A 20,323-nucleotide genomic window follows, 5' to 3' on the forward strand; every position below is an offset into this window, starting at 1 on the left:
TGCGGATGCCTATTCATCCTGGCAGAGAGGAAGCAATGAAAACGCAAATGGCTTACTAAGAGAATATTTCCCAAAGAAAACAGATTTAGCCACTATCTCTGATGAGGATTTGAACAAGGCTTTATATGATATCAATCACCGACCACGAAAATGTTTAGGTTACAGAACTGCTTGTGAAGCTCTAGTGGATGAGTACGAGTAAATGTTGCACTTATTCTTGCAATTTATCCAATAAAAAACTCAACAATATCTGCTGAGTTTTTGTATGCTTAAAAAATGGCTTTAAAAATGCCGTAAATGATAAGCAAGACACCAAGTCCAATACGGTATTTCCCAAAGATTGTGAAGTCGTGCTTTTTCACATAGTCTGTCAAGAAGCGAATGACATAGAGACTGACCCCAAATGCAACGCCCATTGCCACAAGCAACAAGAAAAACTGACCAAATCCAAGTGTGTTTCCTTTGATAATAAATTTCAAAATCTTCCAACCACTGGCACCAAACATGACAGGAATTCCCAAAAAGAAAGTGAACTCTGTCACCACAGAACGACTGGTCCCATTTAAAAGCCCTCCTACAATCGTTGCTCCAGAGCGACTGGTACCAGGAAAGAGTGACAATACTTGAAATAACCCAATGTAGAGAGCAGTTTTATAAGGCAATCGATCTAAGCTGGTAATTGTCGGTTCTACGTTTTTATTGCGTTTTTCTAACAAAATAAAGGCAACACCATAAATTATTAACATACAAGCAACAGAAATGAAGTTATAAAAATGAGCATCAAACCAATCATCCAAAGGTAAGCCAATAATGGCAGCCGGCGCAGCTGCAATCACTACTTTTGCCCACAATTGCCATGTTTTCTGCACTTCACGCGCTGTCTTACCCGGTTTAAACGGATTTAATTTATCAAAATAAATCACCACAACCGCCAAAATCGCTCCTAATTGGATAACGACATTGAACATTTCCATAAAGGCAGCATTCTGATTTTTATACTTGATAAACTCCTGTATCAAAATCAAGTGACCTGTGCTAGAAATAGGCAACCACTCTGTAATTCCTTCCACAATCCCAAAGATGATGGATTTTAAAATTTCAATGATAAACATTTTCTTCTCCTAAGGTTGATTTGTTTCATTATAGCATAATTTCAAGTGAGAGAATAGAGACACTTTTTAAAAAGCACCGCCTCCACCTCCACCACCCCCACCAGTGAAGCCGCCTCCGCTGCTACCACCTGATGAAACAGTGAAGCTACTAGCTGAATTGGCTTCTGATCCATAACTAACAAAAGCATGTGAGCTCGCATGGAAATCATACACCATATCCTGATAAACAAAAGCATTCATTGATGGATTATCAATTGTGATTTTGCGTAGTTTCATCGTCTTAGTCACCTTATCTGCACAATTAAACATAGCAGCATAAACCAATAATCTGTTCCACAAAATCACTCCCTCTACTTCTGTATCCTTTAAATGAGCAATCTCATGCAGCATATTAGCAAAACTCTTCCAGTAATAATAGTTTTCTGCCCCTTCTTCATTTAAGACGCCATCACGCTTCACCATTTTGCATTTTCTCAAAAGGTAATACAGCATTCCTCCAGCAATGAAGAAGCTAACTACAAATTGATAAAATACGAGTCCATACTCCAAGAAAATCCAAGCTAAGATGCCAAGAGAAGCAAATACAATAAGATTCATAAGGAGCATTGAAAGATATAAACACAAGAGCTCCTTTTTAGCAACAGGGCGATAATTATTTGGCAATTGCTCACGCTCAATAATTTCATGTATATTTTCTGTAATAAGTTTTAAATAGCATTTTAATAGTTTTCTCACTCTATTGCCCGCACTACGAACAGCTTTCTCGCCACTATTATATATCTTATCGTCAATTTTAAAATCTGAAAACAAATTTTTCACAAGCAACTGCTTATTGTTTCCCATAGCCATTTTTAAAAATTCTTTTTCAAAATCAGCTAAACCCTTATCTGTCACTCTTTGTAATTTTGGTTGTTTCATATCATCTGTAAAAACAAGATTGCCTCGATCAATCAAATCTAATAAAGTAGCTTGGACAAGATTTTCAAATTTCAGAGATGTAGCTTGTCGCTCAGTCGGATCCAATTCTGTCAAATCTACTGAATAAACATTTGAAGCAATGACCATTGGTGGTAAATCTTGCGGTATTTCATACAAACGAGCATGCTTAGGAAACGTTACACGGGGTTTTATAGCGAACTGAAAGAGGCCATAAAAAGTTAGACTAATCAGACCAACTAGCACAAAAGCAAGTGGCAAGTCCCAGTCTACTAATCTCTGATATTTTTTTGTACTGGTAGCAACTTCCTTTTCAACTTGACGAAACTCTTGCAACTGATTGCGTTTTGTAACAGCTAAACTATTTTCAGGAACAGTTACTAGCGATCGATCCCAATATGCATGAAATTCTAGTTTTTTTCCTTTACAAATATTGCCCGCATGAATAAAGTAAGTGTTCCCAGAATGCGTCACCTGAGCTGGCTTCATAAAATAACCTGTATGAGCATACAATTCTGTCTGCTGAGAACTTTTCGGGACTGAAACCCGAAACTCCACATTGTTTAACTTCTTATCCCAGTTACTAATCGGAATCCAGTGCAACTCCACGATGTCATTGTGGACAAACAGCATATTTTTCAGTTTCCATGTAACCGCAATAGTCACACGATCTCCTTTGCTTCCAGCATTATAAATTTTATATTTATAGCCACCTGCAATGTAATCTTGAACAGCAGTAATATCATTCTTAGGCTGTCCATTTCTCAAAGCCAGAAAACTTGGTTTTCCTTCTACATCAAATCCTAGAGGCATGTTACCTGATGTCCCCAAAGTAATGATTTGTCCATTATAGTTACTGGAGAAATGGTAAGTGACTATTTCAATAAAAGTCGCTGTATTATCAGAATGAAGCTGCAAATTCCCTTTGTAGGATTCGATATCATAACTCACCGCCAAGACTCGTTGACTGAAGAGCAAACATGAGAAAAAAATTATGATGCTCCAAAAAAACTTTTTCATCTAGTAATCTCCTTATATTGATTGTCTTTATTATACCATTTTTCAAGTAAGGGTTTCCCCAATATTGAAAAACATGTCATTTTTCGGTACAATGAAAGGAAGCTATTTTTAGATGAGGAGAAAATATGAAGAAATTATTCTTATCTCTATTTGCACTTCTGCTGCTTAGTTTCGGATTTGCAAATAGAGCTCAAGCCGATGAATACTTGCGAATCGGAATGGAAGCGGCTTATGCACCGTTCAACTGGACGCAAGATGATGATAAAAATGGTGCCGTCAAAATCGAAGGCACCAACCAATATGCCAATGGTTATGACGTCCAAATCGCCAAACAAGTCGCAAAAGCATTGGGCAAAAAACCGTTAGTGGTCAAAACTTCTTGGAATGGATTGATTCCTGCATTGACATCAGGTAAATTAGATATGATTGTCGCTGGAATGAGTCCGACTGCCGAGCGGAAAAAGGAAATCGCATTTTCCAATAGTTATTATACCAGTGAGCCTGTGGTACTGGTCAACAAAGACGGGGCTTATGCTAATGCAAAAACGTTGAAGGACTTCAAAGGAGCAAAAATCACCTCTCAACAAGGTGTCTACCTCTACAATTTGATTTCCCAACTGACAGGCGCTAAGCAAGAAACTGCAATGGGCGACTTCGCTCAAATGCGCCAAGCACTTGAGTCAGGAGTGATAGACGGCTACATCTCTGAGCGTCCCGAAGCCCTCACAGCAGAATCTGCCAACTCGAAATTTAAAATGATTCAGTTCAAAAAAGGTTTTGATGTTAATGAAGAGGATGCTACGATTGCAATCGGAATGCGCAAAAACGACAAGCGTCTAGAACAAGTCAATGCTGCTATCACTAAAATCAGCGCCAAAGACCAAGTCGCTTTAATGGACAAGATGATTCAAAACCAACCTGTTGACACTGACGCCAGCAAAGACAAAACTACTTTCTTTGGACAAGTGACAAAGATTCTAAAAGACAACTGGCCACAATTTCTGCGTGGAGCTGGCTTAACCCTTCTCATCTCCATTACTGGCACAATTGCAGGACTCATCATTGGACTCTTAATCGGCGTCTACCGCACCGCTCCTACAGCCAAAAATAAAGCTCTAGCGATGTTACAAACCTTATTCGGCTGGTTCTTGAATGTCTACATCGAAATTTTCCGTGGAACACCTATGATTGTTCAATCGATGGTTATTTACTACGGAACAGCACAGGCATTTGGAGTTTCCATTGACCGTACAATCGCGGCTATCTTTATCGTTTCCATTAACACGGGTGCTTATATGAGTGAAATTGTCCGCGGAGGAATCTTCGCTGTTGATAAGGGGCAATTTGAAGCCGCAACTGCTCTGGGAATGACACATAACCAAACCATGCGCAAAGTTGTCCTTCCTCAAGTCGTACGCAATATTCTACCTGCTACAGGGAATGAATTTGTCATCAATATCAAAGATACTTCCGTACTGAATGTTATCTCCGTTGTTGAACTTTATTTCTCAGGAAATACTATTGCCACCCAAACTTACCAATATTTCCAAACCTTTACGATTATTGCCGTGATCTACTTTGTCCTAACATTTACGGTAACACGCATTCTCCGCTATGTAGAACGGCGTTTTGACACAGATGATTACACAACGGGCGCTAATCAAATGCAAACGAAAGGAATAAAGGCATGAGTGATACCATTTTAGAAATCAAGCATCTTAAAAAATCCTACGGACAAAATGAAGTCTTAAAAGATATTTCCCTTACTGTCCACTCCGGCGAAGTCATTTCTATCATCGGAAGCTCTGGTAGTGGAAAATCTACTTTCTTACGCTCTATCAATCTCCTTGAAGAGCCAAGTGGAGGAGAAATCCTTTATCGTGGTGAAAATGTACTAGAAGAAAACTATAACCTCACTCATTACCGTGAAAAACTCGGTATGGTGTTCCAAAGCTTTAACCTTTTTGAAAACCTTAATGTTCTTGAAAATACCATTGTCGCACAAACAACTGTTCTCAAGCGAGAACGAGTAGAGGCCGAAAAAATCGCCAAAGAAAATCTTGAAAAAGTTGGCATGGGACAACCTTACTGGCAAGCCAAACCAAAACAACTCTCTGGCGGACAAAAGCAACGGGTTGCTATTGCACGCGCCTTATCCATGAATCCAGATGCCATTTTATTTGACGAGCCAACCTCAGCGCTTGACCCTGAAATGGTCGGTGAAGTGCTGAGAATAATGAAAGACCTTGCTCAAGAGGGCTTAACCATGATTGTTGTCACGCACGAGATGGAGTTTGCGCGTGATGTCTCCAATCGTGTCATTTTCATGGACAAAGGCATCATTGCTGAAGAAGGCAAGCCTGAAGACATTTTTACTCACCCTAAGAAAGAACGCACAAAAGAATTTTTACAACGTTACTTACGATAATCCACAACCGACGGGAGTGGGACAAAAATCGGTAATTTCGAAGAAATTTGATTTTGTCGTCCCACCCCCGCACAGTTGAGTAGGGCTGTAAAGGTTGATTTATCAACCACATAGAACCCACTCACCACTGAGACTTGCAAGAAACTCATAAAAATCTGACGAGGTTAAGGACTTTTGTCCCAGTCTCGTCTTTATTTTCTCTTCAAAATCTTTAAGAAGTCAATTGAAAAACTAATTTTTATTCAAACAAAACAGAATGTTTGAATACACATTCATTAGAACATTTTCTTGTTAAAAATAAAACTCTAATTTTTAAGAATATTTTTTAAAATAGATTGTATTGTAGAAAGCGGTTTATCATTTTTCTGTAAAAATATTCATTTTTAAAAATTAGATAGGTAACGAATAAATAAACTTTCTGCTTTATAATTATTTGTTATTTCCATATAAAATCATACTATTTTACAATTGCAAACAAAAAAAGCAGGCTGATAGCCTGCTAAAAATACAACGATTAGTTTTCAAACTTTTCGTGGTTTTTATCGTAAAAATCAATCAATCCAAGAGCGGTTTCAAATGAAATATTTTTCACTTTAGCACGGCCTTGAGCAAGGGCAATGATAGACATTTCACGAGCGTTCGTTTCTTTACTGATACGATAACCCGTGATTTTTTTATCACGAACCCAGCTAACAACTGATTCTACTTTTTCAAAGTTAGATTTAGCCATTTCCTTCTCCTATTTTATTATTTCTAACTAAATATTGTAAAGGTTTTTGTTTGTTTTGTCAATGGAAAAGGCTGTCTATTTTGATGAATAAAACAATTCAGAATATTCTTTATTTAGCTTTGAGTGCAGATAATATTTGTGTTCGAATACTTTCCACTCCGTCAGGATTTGCTGGTAGGAAAATTGTATTATTTCCCTTATTGTCTGCAAAATTATTCAACGTGTCAAGGTATTGGTTGGTTAAAAGAATGGACATGATTTGTTCTTCCTTCAATTCAACATTCGCACCTTTTAATTCCTTAATTGAATCTGCCAATCCATCTACAATTGCTTTCCGTTGTTCGGCGATACCAACTCCATGAAGGCGATCTTTTTCAGCTTCTGCTTCCGCGGCTGTCACAATTTTAATCTTGTCAGCTTCAGCTAATTCTTGCGCAGCAACACGTTTCCGTTGGGCAGCGTTGATTTCATTCATTGATTGCTTGACTTCTGCATCTGGCTCAACTTTAGTAATCAAGGTTTTTACGATGATATAACCGTAAGTAGACATTTCTTCTGCTACCTGTTTTTGTACTTCAAGTGCAATTTCATCTTTTTTTTCAAACAATTCATCCAATGTCAATTTAGGAACAGATGAGCGCAAAGCATCTTCAATATAAGATTTGATTTGAGCTTCTGGACGAATCAATTTATAGTAAGCATCTGTTACGTTATTTTCATTAACACGGTATTGTGTAGCAACATTCATCATGACAAATACATTATCTTGTGTCTTCGTTTCAACCACAATCTCACTTTGCAAGAGGCGCAATTGCACACGCGCTGCGATATGATCAATACCAAATGGCAAACGCAAATGAATTCCACTATTACTTAACTTTTGATATTTCCCAAAACGTTCTATAATCGCTACAGACTGTTGACGAACGACATACAACGAGCTAAAAAGAATGAGAAACAGCACGACAATAATAATTGGCACTATTAAAAATAGCATAATATGAAACTCCTATCTTCTTTTTCAAAATTATAGCATACTTATAAGAGTTTATCAAACAAAAGCGATAAAAACTAGTTAAATCACTATGTTAAATTTCTCTTCAATATCTCACAATATCTAGTTTAGATCCAACCATTTTCTTGCGCAATTCGAACCGCTTCCAATCGATTTTCCGCTGCTAATTTCGTTAGAATGCTTGACATATAATTACGAACGGTACCATTTGACAGATAAAGCTTTTGAGCGATTTCTTTGCTAGACAGACCTCTTGCTGCCGCTTGCAAAACCAAAATTTCTTGATTGGACAAGGGATTTTTACTTGTCATCATGACTTCCATCAACTCAGGAGAATATTCTTTTTTTCCGCCTAACACAGTATGAATCGTTTTCATAAGGTCGGCTATACTGCGTTCTTTTAAGACATAAGCATCTACATCTGCTTTAATCGCTCGCTCAAAGTAACCAGGTCGTTTAAATGTGGTGACAATAACAACTTTGACAGTTAGCTGCTGCACCTTAACCCATTCCAACACATCTAAACCTGTCTGCTTAGGCATTTCCACATCTAAAATAGCCACGTCTATCTTTTGAGATTGCAACAGAGTCATTGCCTCCTGCCCATTAGAAGCTTGATGAACCGTTTCCACATCTGATTGCAGTTCTAGCAATTGACACAGAGCATCCCGTAGCATGCTTTGATCTTCGGCTACTAATAATTTCATTTGTATCCCTCCATTAGTAAGTTTACTCGAATCATAGTTGGCTGTTTATAACTTAAAACCTCTACTTGTCCAGACAATGCTTCCACACGCTCCCGAATGGAATGCAACTCTTTTCCTGTGACAATTTTGAAACCTTTCCCATTATCCTCAACATCTGTAATTAACCGATTTTTTTCAGAATACAAATGAATTTGGCAACTGCTTGCCTGAGCATGCTTGATGATATTCGTTGCTAATTCTAGTAAAACCATACTTAAACTTGATTGAATATTTGGTGCGATACTAGCAATATTGAGTTGATGCTGTACTTGTACCTGAATCCCACTCATTTCCAGCATAGCCTGAATAGTCACTAACTCCTCATCCAAGGTTCGTGTTTTTAGATTATCAATAATCCGTCGCACATCTGCCATAGACTGCTTGCTAATTTCATGCACTTCCTGCAATTCTTTACCAGCTTTCTCATAGGATTTCATTTGAAGAAACTGTTGTGCTAATTCTGTCTTGACACTGAGCATAGCAAATGTATGCCCTAGACTATCATGTAGGTCTCGTCCAATACGATTGCGCTCATTTTCAGCTAGGAACAGATTGAGTTGAGCATTCTGCTTTCTTTTTTCCTCCTGAAGCAATTCAGCCACCTGCATGCGATACAATCCGAAGGTCAATAAATCAGCAAATAAAAAGGTCGCAATCAAAAATATCAGATAGGATAAATCACTCGGATTTTTCAGAAAAATAGAAAACAGAATGATTGGCTGTAAGGTAAAAAAGGTCCAAAAGCGCCAAGATTTAAATGGAATTTCATTAAAGTGATAGATTAGTAGATTTGATAGATAAAAGATGTACCAAACAAAACTTGGATTTAGCCAAATAGAACTATAAAAAATGTAGGCAATCATTATCCACCAAGACAGCCACTGATGAAACGGATGATTATCGAGTAGAAGATTGTAATAAGCTCCGATAAAAAATGCTGTCCACAACAAGAGCAAAAGCGAGTAGTCCCCGCTGATGACCCCCGCTATTGGAAAGACAATAAAAACTAAAGCAATATGAAACAGATAGTGAATATTTTTTAGTTTTTTCCACATAAATTTATTTTACCTCAATCCGTTTTTTGAGTTGAAGAACCACTAGGCTGACACCGACTGTGTAAACCAGAACAATCAGTGCTGCAACAACATTAAACTCATGATGTTCCAAATAAGAAGATACAATCTGCATGAGTTGATAACTAGGAGTCAACTTACCGATTAGTTGGAGCCATTTTGGAAACATGGTCAAAGGAAACCAAAGACCACCCAGGACTGCCAAAGCCATATAGGCAATATTCCCCACAACAGACATAAGCTGAGCGCTGGGAAGCAAACTCACTAGTACTCCTATAGCAATGAAAACCAAACTTCCAAATAAAATAATTAGGGCGATGATTAACCAATCCATTGCAGGAAGATTGACTCCACGAACGAAATGTCCAACAGAAAATACAACGACTATGGAAAGAAGGAAAGTCAGTAAAGCACTGAAAAGTTTGGATATATAATATTCTATCATAGAAACAGGTGAGTGTTGAAGCATTTTTTGCCAATTATTAGTTTTATCAGACTGCAAGGTGCTTGGAATACTAAAGAAAGCACTGGACATAATACTAAAAACTGTCATAGAAAAGAGATAGGTTTGGAGTATAAGTGTAGGGGTGGCACTCCCAGACATCATACCTGAGAAAATTAGATAAAAGACACTAGGCAATCCAATAGACAATAGATAATAAGCCGCTTGGCGCTTCATTAAAATCAATTCAACCTTCATTAAACTTCTCATATTTTTCATGATACATCTCCTTTTACTCTTGCGTTGTCTCAAAAATACTATCCAATAGTGTCCGGTTGCGCACTTCTACTTCCTCAATCGTACAACCATTCTCTACCAAGACTTGCCACACTTGACCAGCCTTTCTAGTTGCAAAGGAGAGAGCATTTTGCTTGATTTCAATTTCGGTCACTTCAGGTAACCTTTCCAAAATAGCTTGGTAAGAAAGCGGAATAGTAAAGTATTTTTCTTGTTCTTCGCTACGCATAGCGTAAGGCGTCGTATCACGAATCAATTCACCCTTATGCAAAACCAAAATCCGATCTGCTGTATGTTCCACTTCCTCAATATAGTGAGAAGAGTAAATAATGGTCACCCCCTTTTTCTTCAACTCATCCACAATTTCCCAAAAATGCTGCCGAGTGGAAGTATCCATAGCAGAAGTCGGCTCATCTAAAAAGAGAATTTTAGGTCGGCCAATAAGAGCTAAAATAAAAGAAAACAACCGTTTTTGCCCACCAGATAATTTGCTGGCTAGCTGATCTTTTTGCTTATCCGTAAATGTCAAAAGGGCATCAACTTCTTGATTAGTTAAACTACGTGGGTAAATACTTTGAAAAAAGTTCAGTAGTTCTTTTACCTTCAAATCTGCCACAACTGTATTTTCTTGTGGTAAAATAGCAACAATCTGCTTTAATTGCTCATCTGTTGGCTTTAATCCTCGAACACTAGCCTGCCCACTTGTAAGAAATTTATCGCCTAGCAAACAATCCATGAGCGTTGTTTTCCCAGCTCCATTTGGACCAATCAACGCCACACATTCTCCCTCGTTAATAGTAAAAGAGATATCTTTCAAAATTTCTTTCCCACGAATCTTTTTAGATAAACGGTTCACCTCAATCAGCTTCATCTTTTTCTCCTCATTATTTCTTTGGTGGAAATACAACCCATGCAGAACTCCTAGCAATTGGCTCAGGAAAGTTTCTGGTCAACGATTAGATTACCACAAAGTTACTTGCAGCAAGAAGAATAAAACAGGTTGTAGACTCGGTTTCTAACTCTACATTTCCTCTTGTTACTTTCATTATATCTCAACTCTTTTATCGCCACTAGATGATTTTGTCATCACTCAACATGACAAATGTCATAAAAAAGACGACTCCATCGAGTCGCCCTTCGCAATAATTCTTCTGTTTTATTCAACACTAAAAAGGTATGGATAAACTGGCTGTCCGCCATTATGTATTTCTACTTCTACATCTTCAAATTTTTCAGTAATATCTTGCGCTAGTTCATTAGCCAAGTCTTCACTACCGTCTTCACCGATATAAATCGTTACAATCTCACTATCTACATCTAGCATTTTGCTAAAAGTTTCATTCAATGTCGTCAACATGTCTGGATTGGAAACAACAATTTTTCCATCCACCATACCAAGGTTATCGTTTTCATGAATTTCAAGACCATCAATCGTTGTATCACGAACAGCTGTCGTCACACTACCACTGACAACATCAGCAAGAACAGCAGTCATACGATCATGGTTGTCTTCAATGGATTTGCTTGGATCAAAAGCTAGCAAGCTAGTCAAACCTTGCGGAATCGTTCTTGTTTCAATCACTGCAGCAGGTTGTTCAATCACTTCCGCCGCTGATTGCGCCGCCATGAAAATATTTTTGTTGTTTGGCAGAATAATGATATGACGAGCATTCACATGTTCAACAGCCTTGATGAAATCTTCTGTTGAAGGATTCATCGTTTGCCCACCAGAAATGATATAATCTACACCTTGTGCTTTAAAGATGTCTGACAAGCCTTCTCCTGCAACAACTGCAATGATAGCATATTCTTTTTCTTCTATTGGTTGGCTACTTTCGCGCTCTTCTTTTTCAACCTGCGCTTCGTGTTGATTACGCATATTGTCTACTTTGACTTTGACAAGGCTTCCATATTTCAAACCTTCTTGCATGACCAAACCTGGGTCTTCCGTGTGAACATGAACTTTTACGATTTCATCATCGTTTACGACAAGAAGTGAGTCGCCCAGTTCATTCAAATAGTTGCGGAATTCATCATAGTCAAATTCTTTAACATACGTTGGACCTTTTTTCAAGGCTACCATGATTTCCGTACAATAACCATATTTGATGTCTTCTGTTGCCACATGACTAGCTACTGACTTATGGTGTTCTGCATTGATCATTTCTGTCATAGTTGCAGGCGTTGCTTGAAATTCTTCAGACGCAATGTATTCGCCTGTCAATGCTGACAAAAAGCCTTCATAAATGAAAACAAGACCTTGACCACCAGAGTCCACAACACCAACTTCTTTTAAGACCGGAAGCATGTCTGGTGTTTTAGCAAGAGCCACCTTAGCACTATCAAGAGCTGCTTTCATGACCTCAACAGCATCATCTGTCTCTTCTGCTTTTTTCTTAGCACCAATCGCAGCCCCGCGAGAAACAGTTAAAATCGTTCCTTCAACAGGCTTCATCACAGCTTTGTAAGCCACTTCAACTCCAGACTGAAAAGCAAGAGCTAAATCTTGTCCTGTTAATTCTTCCTTTTCTTTCACACTCTGAGAGAAACCACGGAAAAGCTGTGAAGTAATAACACCAGAATTCCCACGCGCCCCCATCAAGAGACCTTTAGCAAAAATTCCAGCCACTTCACCAACAGTAGAAGCAGATTTATCTGCAACTTCCTTTGCTCCATTTTCAATGGTCATTCCCATATTGGTACCTGTGTCACCATCCGGCACAGGAAAAACATTTAAAGAATTGACATATTCAGCCTGTTTATTCAAACGAGTAGATGCAGACTGCACCATTTCTTGAAATAAACTAGTAGTAATATTTGACACGATTATTCTCCTACAACTTTAATATTTTGGATATAGACATTTACTGTTTCAGCAGTAATTCCAAGCTGATTTTCAAGACTGAATTTCACACGCTCTTGAATATTTTTAGACACTTCGCTAATCTTGGTACCATAGCTCAAAACTGTATAAACATCAACAGCAATGCTACCTTCTTCCGTTGTTTTTACTACAACACCTTTCGCATAATTTTCTTTGCCTAATAAAGCTTGGAAATTATCTTTAATGGCATTTTTACTGGCCATTCCAACAACACCGAAAATTTCAGTTGCTGCCCCACCAACAATTGTCGCAATGACATCATCTGTCAGTTCGATTTGACCATCTTTTGTATTGATTTTTACAGTCATAGTTTCTACCTCAAAAGTATTTTATAGTTTATTTTACCATATTTTACGCGGACTGTAAAAGAGAGAGTACATAATTAGAAAGTATTCAGTCAATGTTTGGGGTTCCTTGTCGTAAAAAATCTATTTTCTTGTACAAAAAGAAAAAGGACCCCAGAGGTCCGATTCTTCATAAATTAAACGCGTTCAACTTTGCCTGATTTAAGGGCACGTGCTGAAGCCCAAACTTTCTTAGGTTTACCATCAACTAAGATTGTCACCTTTTGAAGATTTGGTTTCACAGTACGTTTTGTTTGGTTCATTGCGTGAGAGCGGTTGTTTCCTGATACAGTTTTACGACCTGTAAAGTAACATACTTTTGCCATTTATACTTGTCCTCCTGATTAGTTTCACGGGTTTTATACCACATACTGTAAAATTTTATCACAATTTCTATGATTTTGCAAGACTATTTTCTCTATATTTCAAAATTTAGCCAAGGCAGTCTAATCCGCCAGTCTTAAATATAGATAATTCCCAAACGACCGAAAGATACATCTCCCTTTACATAGAGGGTCTTGTCTTTCGCATTGATGTTACGGGGATTGGTAACTGTACCGAAAGCATTGTCTACATCCAACTCCACACGCCAATTACTAGGCACATATAACGTTGCATTCCCAAAAGATACATCAACATCAAAGGTAGCGGAATCGCCTTTTATCGTGGCATTGTCAAAATAAACTGTGGCATTACCAAAGGTACAATCTAGCGTTTCATAGGTAAAATCTTCCGAATTGATGTAGCGCGTACCACTTCCAAAATTAATATCCCCATTTATAATGCGATGAGCATTTGAACCACGATAAACACCCCAAATTCGTTTTGGTTTGAAAATCAAGCCAATACCAATAGAAGCCAGAATCCCTGCTAAGAAAATCGTTCCAGATGAGATTGGCAAAAAGTGATAGCTACTATTTGCAACGATTAAGGAAATAATGGCTAAAATAACCCCACCAGATAAATTTCCTCTCCAAAAATTTTCAATTGCAAAGTAAGCAAAGCCAAGCACAACAAGCATCGGCCAAAAATTGAAATCAATAAGCGGAATACCAAAATTTCCTTGTAGTAGTACCCAGCCTGCCAATACCAAAAGCCCCATTCCAAACAATGTTTTTCTCATAATATTTACCTCATTTCACTTAATTTTTCTTTTAAAAATTGAAAATAATGCCGAGACACATGCACCTGTTTATGAGTATCATAAAAGCGAATGCTACTAGTCCCTGAAAAAGACTTTTCCAACGAATAAATTGCTTTAATATTCGTAATCGTTGACTTAGAAATACGGCAGAAATAGCGTGGCAAGCATTCTTCCAGCTCATACAATTTCAGCTTTACTTCATAAGCATTATTTCGAGCATGTGCAAAAATCTTATTTCCCTCTGTCTCAAAAAAGAGAATATCCGCTAAATCAACATAGTATTCGCTCGTATCTTTGTAAAAAAGAATAGACGGCTTAGCAACTTCTTCCAGAGAATGCTGAACGCGCTCTATCTGCTCATCAAAGCGAGGTGCCTTAATGACAATTTCTGCTTCTTCTAGATTAGAATCTAGCTCTACTCGAATCTTCATAAACGCTCCCTCGTTTTTCTTTATTTTATTATAACAATTGGTTCGTGAAATTCAAGCGATTTTCAGTAAGTGGTTCCTTTCGAGACGCAAGTGGTTGTAAAATTTGGATATCCTACTTGTTTTTCATAAGCTGGTCAGATGCGATTAGCTTTTTTTACACAACAATGCTTAACAATAAACAAAAAGCCTTCAATCAATGAAGACCTTCAATGATGCCGATTATAGGGCTTGAACCTACGACCTACGCGTTACGAGTGCGTTGCTCTACCAACTGAGCTAAATCGGCATTCAACACATTCTTATTCTAACACGTCAAATTTTTTTGTCAAGAAGTTTTTAGGAAATTTTCTTGATTAAAACCATGCAGGGATTATGTGAATCCCACAGCCGAGGGAAGATTTCTAATTTTTTAAAACCTTGAGCCTGATAGAAAGCATTCGTTCTATCGTAGGTTGGATAATGACCCGGTGCCACTGTTTTGACTTGTAAATAGTCAACCTGTTGTCTTGCTGCCATTTCCAAGACCTTCACTAACTTTGATCCAATCCCTTGTCTATGATAGTCTTTCTTGATAGCTAGGCAGTCAATCTCTGCACAGTCTTCACTGGAATAGGACAAACTAATAAAACCAAGCGGATCATCACCTTCATAAGCTCCCCAGACACGAAGTTTCCCAGCCGCCTCAATATAGGCTTGAGTACTATCTGGAATACCAAACCACTCTGGTAAATCAGCCAAAATCTCAGCTGCAATCGCTAACTTCTGCTCCTCTTTCTTGATTTCTTTAATCTGAGCCATTCCTCTCTCCCATTCCTGCCAACAAATTTTTATCTTTTATGTATTTAACAATCAACAAAAATCCCGCACAAGGCGAGATTTTCTTGTTTATTTGGTAAGCCTAATTAAGCTTTACCTTCTGAACCGAATACGTCAATACGTTCTTCAACAGCTTCTGTAATGGCTTCAAAACCTGGTTTCAAGAATTTACGTGGGTCAAAGAGTTTCTTCTTATCGTATTCTGCTTCGTTTGCTTCGTATTCAGCAACGAATTTACGAGTAGCTTTTGCAAAAGCAATTTGACATTCAGTGTTTACATTTACTTTAGCAACACCCAATTTGATAGCTGCTTGGATTTGGTCATCAGGAATACCTGAACCACCGTGAAGTACGATTGGGAATCCAGGGACAGCTTCTGTCAATTTTTGCAAGTGGTCAAGGTGAAGACCTTTCCAGTTAGCTGGGTATGGTCCATGAATGTTACCAATACCTGCTGCAAGGAAGTCAATTCCAGTTTCAACCATTGCTTTTGCATCTTCGATTGGAGCTAATTCACCGTCACCGATGATACCGTCTTCTTCGCCACCGATTGTACCAACTTCAGCTTCTACTGACACGCCATTTGCATGCGCAAATTCAACAACTTTGCGAGCTTTTTCAAGGTTTTCTTCAACTGGAAGATGAGAACCATCAAACATAACTGAAGTGTAACCAACTTTGATACATTCAAGTGCATCTTCATAATGACCATGGTCAAGGTGAATAGCAACTGGTACAGTAATTCCCATTGATTCTACAAGGTTTTCGATGAGAAGTTTACATACTTTGTAACCGCCCATATATTTAGCAGCACCCATAGAAGTTTGGATAAGAACTGGAGCTTTTTTAGCTTCTGCTGCACGCAAGATAGCTTGAGTCCACTCAAGGTTGTTTGTATTAAATCCACCAACTGCATAACCATTGTCACGAGCTGCTTGGACAAATTTTTCTGCTGAAACGATTGCCATTAGTATTAGGCCTCCTATTTATTTTTATGGGTTTTCCCATTTACATTGTTTATTTTATCACTTTTTAGGAAAAAATACCAGCATTTCCTAATCTTTTAAGCGCTTTCTCTTATAAAACTGTTTTTCTTTCCTCACATTTCAAAAATAATGAAACAAAAAACCGGCCGAAGCCAGCTTACCTGATGCGGAGAGAGGGACTTGAACCCTCACGACCTAAAGCGGTCACAGGATCCTTAGTCCTGCGCGTCTGCCAATTCCGCCATCCCCGCGATTGGGTACCTTATTAGTATAACAGGATAGAAACTCCTTGTCAAGAAATTTTTTTGAAAAAATGTATCTATCAGCGCTTAAAATCACTCCCTAAAGCCAACTCTTATTTGAGACTTCTTCAATATAGGTTCTTTAGATAGGAACAACAAAAAGAAACTCCTACGAAGCTTATCGTTCATAGAAGTTTCTTACATTTGTTTTATTTCACATGATTTTCGTAGTCATCTTGCGCTTTTTTATTAGAGGTTTCTTTTTCTTTTAGCCATTTCTTTTTAGCACTTTCGTATTCTTTTGTTGTTACAATTTTGTCTTGCAGTTTGACATATTTGAAATAACTGCTTGAAGCACCTTTGATTCCAACTAATGAATAAGAACGGCTAAATGGAACTGTTTTCGTCACAGATGGTGTTCCTCCAAGAGAGAGGTTTGGCATTGTCAAGCCACTATCAATTAACCATGCTTGCGCCTCGGCATATTTTTCATAGCGTGTAGCTTCGTTGGTTTCAGCATTTGCTTCTGCTAGCATCTCTGTATATGTGTCCAGTCCAACTGCCTTGATCTTATCATTTTCTTGACCTGGTTCCAGACCAAAGTTTTGTAAACTACCACCATTTTTTATATTCAAAGTATCTAGATAAGTAGATGGGTCTTGATAGTCACCAGACCAACCACCATTATACAAATCATAGTCCTTTTGAGCAGCTGTATTAGCAAAATAACTGATATTATTTAATTCATCTGAACTCATTTGTTGAATATCAATGACAACATTTTCTGTGCCTAAGACAGACTCAACAGATTGTTTCATGGAACTTTCCGATTGAACACCAATTTTACTTGTCTGATCAGCTGGTACATCTAAGTGGATAGGAAACTGAACACCCTTTGCTTGCAGTTCTGCTTTAGCTTGAGCAAACTTTGCTTTAGCTTTTTCTGGGTTGTAATAAGCATCTTGTGCATCAGCCAAATTCATGTTTGACCATTCTGAGCCATAGTTTACCAGCTTAGAAGACACAACATCACCAAACGTTTTATCACCGATAGAAACAAATGTTGGTGGCACGAGTGTGTTCCGCAATACCTTTGTCGCTCCGTCTTTCCCATTACTTTGTGCACCATAAGAAGTACGATTATAGGCAAAGTTGATAGCTTGGCGGAAAGCTTTATTTAGCACCGCTTCTTGGGTCGCAGTCTTTTGAGCATCTGTTTTCTTCGATGTATGGTTATAGGACTGACGATTTAAGTTAAAGTTATAATAGTAGCTGGTCGCATCTTGCAAGCTATAGATGATATTGTTAGCATATTGTTTCTTAACAGAAGCAAAACTAGAGCTATTTGGATAAAGACGAGCTGCACTATAGGCACCATCTGTGAAGTTACGGATAAGGGCTTCTTGGTCAGAGCCGTCATAATATGTCAATTTAATGTTATCCAAATGAACATTCTTTTTATCATAGTAATGAGGATTTTTAGCAAATTCCATAGAAGACTTGGCTGTCAGAGACTTCAATAGATAAGGACCATTGTATAGAATGCTGGTTGGTTTTACAGAACCAAAATTTTTTCCTTGTGATTTCAAGAAATCTGCATTAACTGGGAAGAGGATATTATTGGTCGTTTTTGAATTCCAATAAGTCTCTGCACGGCTGAGTGTATACTGTACTGTATAGTCATCTAGAGCTTTTACTCCAACCGTTGAAAAATCTTTCGTTTCACCCTTGATGTAAGCATCTAAACCTTTGACAGAATCTTGAACGAGGTAAAGAGCTTCTGATTTATTATCTGCGGCGTATTTCAAGCCAGTTACAAAGTCTTGCGCTTTTACACTTGCGTACTCTTCACCTTCTGATGTGTACCATTTAGCATCTTTACGTAATTTATACGTATATGTCAAGCCATCTTTGGAGACTGTCCATGACTTAGCAAGCGCCGGAACTAAATTTCCGTACTGGTCATTTTCCAATAATCCATCAACTAAGTTAGTCACAACATCTGAAGTTGTCGCACGGTTCGCCATCAGATAATTTAGCGTGTCTGGATCTTGTGTATACACGTATGAATAAGTTGATGTGCTAGAAGCTGACTTGCCACAACCTGATAATAGGATTCCAGCGCTTAGCACAACTCCTGTTGCAATAATCCATTTTGATGATTTCATAGATAAACCTCCTCTAATGTCACATCTTGTTACATTGAATATTATACCGAAATAGTTTCAAAAAGTAAAGAGCTGTTTTTGACAGGAAATATTATTTATTCAAAATACTAGTAATTTGCTGCATAATATGATTAAAATAAGCTACAAAATACATAAAGAAGCAAAAATAATAAATTTATCTTTTGACTCAAATTGAATAAACATTCTTTTAAAGTTAAAAAATAAGCCATTCTACTTTATGAAGATAGCAACTACTCTCCCCCTTCAACTAAATATTGAACCTATTATACACTTTTTTCGTATAAGTACAAGAAAAATCATGATTTTTTAATATATTTTTCGGATTTTCTGCTATTTAAAAACAAAAAAAGAGACATCCAGAGCTAAAATTTACATTTTTTAGTTTCTAACCCCATCTCTCAGAGGGGTGGTTATTCAGCAATCTAGAAGGCTAGTGAGGTAGGGACGAAGTTTTCGTCACAAAAAAGCGAGGCAGAAATAATATTGTCCCCACCTCGTTTCTCTTATAAATATAAAATTGCAAGTGTTAGTAAGCTAGCTACAAGACCAATTCCCCAGAAAAAGAAATCGACCTTCCATTCACTCCAAGCTTTACCATGCCCTGATAGACCTCCCAGTTCAAAATGGTGATGAACTGGTGTCATCCGAAAAATACGTTTGCCGCCGGTCAATTTGAAATAAGAAACCTGCATCATAACCGAAGTTGTTTCAAAGACATAGACAATTCCAATGATGAGCAGCGTCCATTCTTGATGAAGCGCCATCGAAATGGCTGCTAACATACCACCAAGTGCTAAGCTCCCTACATCACCCATAAAAATTTTAGCTGGTTTATGATTGAAAATGAAGAAGGCAAGCAGACCGCCAATCATACTCAAAATGACAATTAAAATATCAAAACGATGCTGAACAGTCGCAATAACTGCATAAGCTGCTAAGCTGATTGTAACAGAAATGCTAGCTAACCCATCAATACCATCTGTTAAATTGACTGCGTTGGAAAAACCGACCAGCCAAAAGAGGGTAAAAGCGATATAAAGATAACCTAAATGAACTGGGAAACCAAAAACATTGAGTAAGTCACCGCCACCATGAGTATCAAAGAAAAAGTAAAAAACAATACCACCAATAATTTGAAGAACTAATTTTTGTTTGGGATTTAAGCCTTCATTTATTTTGCGAAAAATCTTTAAAAAGTCATCCAAGAAACCAACAATACCGTACAAAACAAGAATAAACAATATCATCAAAGCAGCGCTTGAGAGTTCTCTTGATATAAGTGCAATCACAAAACTGGACAAAACGGAAGCTACCAAGAAAACAGTCCCACCCATGGTTGGAGTTCCCGCTTTTGCTTGGTGCTGCTTCACATCCTCGTGCATTTGTTGCCCAGAAATATGAGCTTTATGATAAAAACGAATAAAAGCAGGTATTCCAACCAGAGTTAGAATAAAGGTCACAACACCTGCGACGATAGCTTGTAACATG

General features: G+C 37.8%; 21 protein-coding genes and 2 tRNA genes. 3 read left to right on the top strand and 20 right to left on the bottom strand.

The features are described from left to right. Window positions 1-202 (top strand): transposase (locus ACOMA9_RS08075; protein ID WP_421425174.1); only part of this gene is annotated, 202 nt, incomplete at its 5' end. A 67-nt stretch (window positions 203-269) separates the two neighbouring features. Here the strand turns inward: ACOMA9_RS08075 and ACOMA9_RS08080 are convergent. Both ACOMA9_RS08080 and ACOMA9_RS08085 read right to left on the bottom strand, forming a co-directional pair. Continuing rightward, window positions 270-1,112 (bottom strand): undecaprenyl-diphosphate phosphatase, encoded by an 843-nt coding sequence (locus ACOMA9_RS08080; protein WP_003025894.1) that lies wholly within the window; start codon window positions 1,110-1,112, stop codon window positions 270-272. 66 nt (window positions 1,113-1,178) lie between these two features. Then, a complete protein-coding gene (locus ACOMA9_RS08085) occupies window positions 1,179-3,068 on the bottom strand; it encodes a DUF2207 family protein (RefSeq protein ID WP_421425176.1) in 1,890 nt (629 codons plus the stop codon). A 125-nt stretch (window positions 3,069-3,193) separates the two neighbouring features. On the opposite strand from ACOMA9_RS08085, the gene ACOMA9_RS08090 reads away from it, so the two are divergent. Both ACOMA9_RS08090 and ACOMA9_RS08095 read left to right on the top strand, forming a co-directional pair. Next, on the top strand, window positions 3,194-4,759 hold the full coding sequence (locus ACOMA9_RS08090) for an ABC transporter substrate-binding protein/permease (protein WP_421425178.1): 1,566 nt from the start codon (window positions 3,194-3,196) through the stop codon (window positions 4,757-4,759). After that, a complete protein-coding gene (locus tag ACOMA9_RS08095) occupies window positions 4,756-5,496 on the top strand; it encodes an amino acid ABC transporter ATP-binding protein (protein ID WP_151380562.1) in 741 nt (246 codons plus the stop codon). The genes ACOMA9_RS08090 and ACOMA9_RS08095 overlap by 4 nt, the downstream gene beginning before the upstream one ends. Here ACOMA9_RS08095 and ACOMA9_RS08100 read toward each other — a convergent pair. The 18 genes from ACOMA9_RS08100 to mraY form a co-directional block, all read right to left on the bottom strand. Further along, a complete protein-coding gene (locus ACOMA9_RS08100) occupies window positions 5,484-5,621 on the bottom strand; it encodes a hypothetical protein (protein WP_421425180.1) in 138 nt (45 codons plus the stop codon). The two genes, ACOMA9_RS08095 and ACOMA9_RS08100, sit on opposite strands and share 13 nt — an antisense overlap. 389 nt (window positions 5,622-6,010) lie before the next feature. Continuing rightward, window positions 6,011-6,226, bottom strand: a complete 216-nt coding sequence (locus ACOMA9_RS08105) for a capsule biosynthesis transcriptional regulator (protein WP_003025899.1) — start codon at window positions 6,224-6,226, stop codon at window positions 6,011-6,013. Between the two features lie 109 nt (window positions 6,227-6,335). Continuing rightward, window positions 6,336-7,223, bottom strand: coding sequence for an SPFH domain-containing protein (locus ACOMA9_RS08110; protein WP_003028449.1), 888 nt, complete (start codon window positions 7,221-7,223; stop codon window positions 6,336-6,338). 125 nt (window positions 7,224-7,348) lie between these two features. After that, entirely contained in the window at window positions 7,349-7,948 is a 600-nt protein-coding gene (locus ACOMA9_RS08115) for a response regulator transcription factor (RefSeq protein WP_151380501.1), read from the bottom strand. After that, the gene (locus ACOMA9_RS08120; RefSeq protein ID WP_330945234.1) at window positions 7,945-9,042 is read right to left on the bottom strand and encodes a sensor histidine kinase; all 1,098 of its coding nucleotides are present in this window, start codon (window positions 9,040-9,042) and stop codon (window positions 7,945-7,947) included. Before ACOMA9_RS08120 ends, ACOMA9_RS08115 begins: the two co-directional genes overlap by 4 nt. A 4-nt stretch (window positions 9,043-9,046) precedes the next feature. Continuing rightward, the gene (locus ACOMA9_RS08125; RefSeq protein ID WP_247906721.1) at window positions 9,047-9,781 is read right to left on the bottom strand and encodes an ABC transporter permease; all 735 of its coding nucleotides are present in this window, start codon (window positions 9,779-9,781) and stop codon (window positions 9,047-9,049) included. Between the two features lie 13 nt (window positions 9,782-9,794). After that, window positions 9,795-10,670, bottom strand: coding sequence for an ABC transporter ATP-binding protein (locus ACOMA9_RS08130; protein WP_330945235.1), 876 nt, complete (start codon window positions 10,668-10,670; stop codon window positions 9,795-9,797). A gap of 285 nt (window positions 10,671-10,955) precedes the next feature. Continuing rightward, window positions 10,956-12,623 (bottom strand): DAK2 domain-containing protein, encoded by a 1,668-nt coding sequence (locus ACOMA9_RS08135; RefSeq protein ID WP_003043464.1) that lies wholly within the window; start codon window positions 12,621-12,623, stop codon window positions 10,956-10,958. 2 nt (window positions 12,624-12,625) lie between these two features. Then, entirely contained in the window at window positions 12,626-12,991 is a 366-nt protein-coding gene (locus tag ACOMA9_RS08140; protein ID WP_003025907.1) for an Asp23/Gls24 family envelope stress response protein, read from the bottom strand. Window positions 12,992-13,164: 173 nt separating this feature from the next. Further along, entirely contained in the window at window positions 13,165-13,353 is a 189-nt protein-coding gene (rpmB, locus tag ACOMA9_RS08145; protein ID WP_003025909.1) for a 50S ribosomal protein L28, read from the bottom strand. Between the two features lie 134 nt (window positions 13,354-13,487). Further along, window positions 13,488-14,150, bottom strand: a complete 663-nt coding sequence (locus ACOMA9_RS08150) for a LiaF transmembrane domain-containing protein (RefSeq protein ID WP_151380499.1) — start codon at window positions 14,148-14,150, stop codon at window positions 13,488-13,490. Between the two features lie 5 nt (window positions 14,151-14,155). Further along, window positions 14,156-14,602: a LytTR family DNA-binding domain-containing protein gene (locus ACOMA9_RS08155; RefSeq protein WP_151380498.1), complete on the bottom strand. Its 447-nt coding sequence runs from the start codon at window positions 14,600-14,602 to the stop codon at window positions 14,156-14,158. A 213-nt stretch (window positions 14,603-14,815) separates the two neighbouring features. After that, window positions 14,816-14,888 (bottom strand) — tRNA-Thr (locus tag ACOMA9_RS08160). Window positions 14,889-14,938: 50 nt separating this feature from the next. After that, window positions 14,939-15,400 (bottom strand): GNAT family N-acetyltransferase, encoded by a 462-nt coding sequence (locus tag ACOMA9_RS08165; protein ID WP_151380497.1) that lies wholly within the window; start codon window positions 15,398-15,400, stop codon window positions 14,939-14,941. A 104-nt stretch (window positions 15,401-15,504) separates the two neighbouring features. Continuing rightward, window positions 15,505-16,386, bottom strand: a complete 882-nt coding sequence (locus ACOMA9_RS08170) for a class II fructose-bisphosphate aldolase (protein ID WP_003025917.1) — start codon at window positions 16,384-16,386, stop codon at window positions 15,505-15,507. 183 nt (window positions 16,387-16,569) lie between these two features. After that, window positions 16,570-16,655: transfer RNA gene (locus ACOMA9_RS08175), tRNA-Leu, on the bottom strand. Between the two features lie 200 nt (window positions 16,656-16,855). Further along, window positions 16,856-18,814 carry a peptide ABC transporter substrate-binding protein gene (locus ACOMA9_RS08180; protein WP_421425186.1) on the bottom strand — a complete coding sequence of 653 codons (1,959 nt, stop codon included), beginning with the start codon at window positions 18,812-18,814 and terminating at the stop codon, window positions 16,856-16,858. Window positions 18,815-19,338: 524 nt separating this feature from the next. After that, window positions 19,339-20,322 (bottom strand): phospho-N-acetylmuramoyl-pentapeptide-transferase, encoded by a 984-nt coding sequence (gene mraY, locus ACOMA9_RS08185; protein WP_421425188.1) that lies wholly within the window; start codon window positions 20,320-20,322, stop codon window positions 19,339-19,341. Window position 20,323 lies beyond the last annotated feature (1 nt).

This window comes from Streptococcus atopicus, assembly GCF_049166725.1.
Taxonomy (GTDB): Bacteria; Bacillota; Bacilli; order Lactobacillales; family Streptococcaceae; genus Streptococcus; species Streptococcus hominis.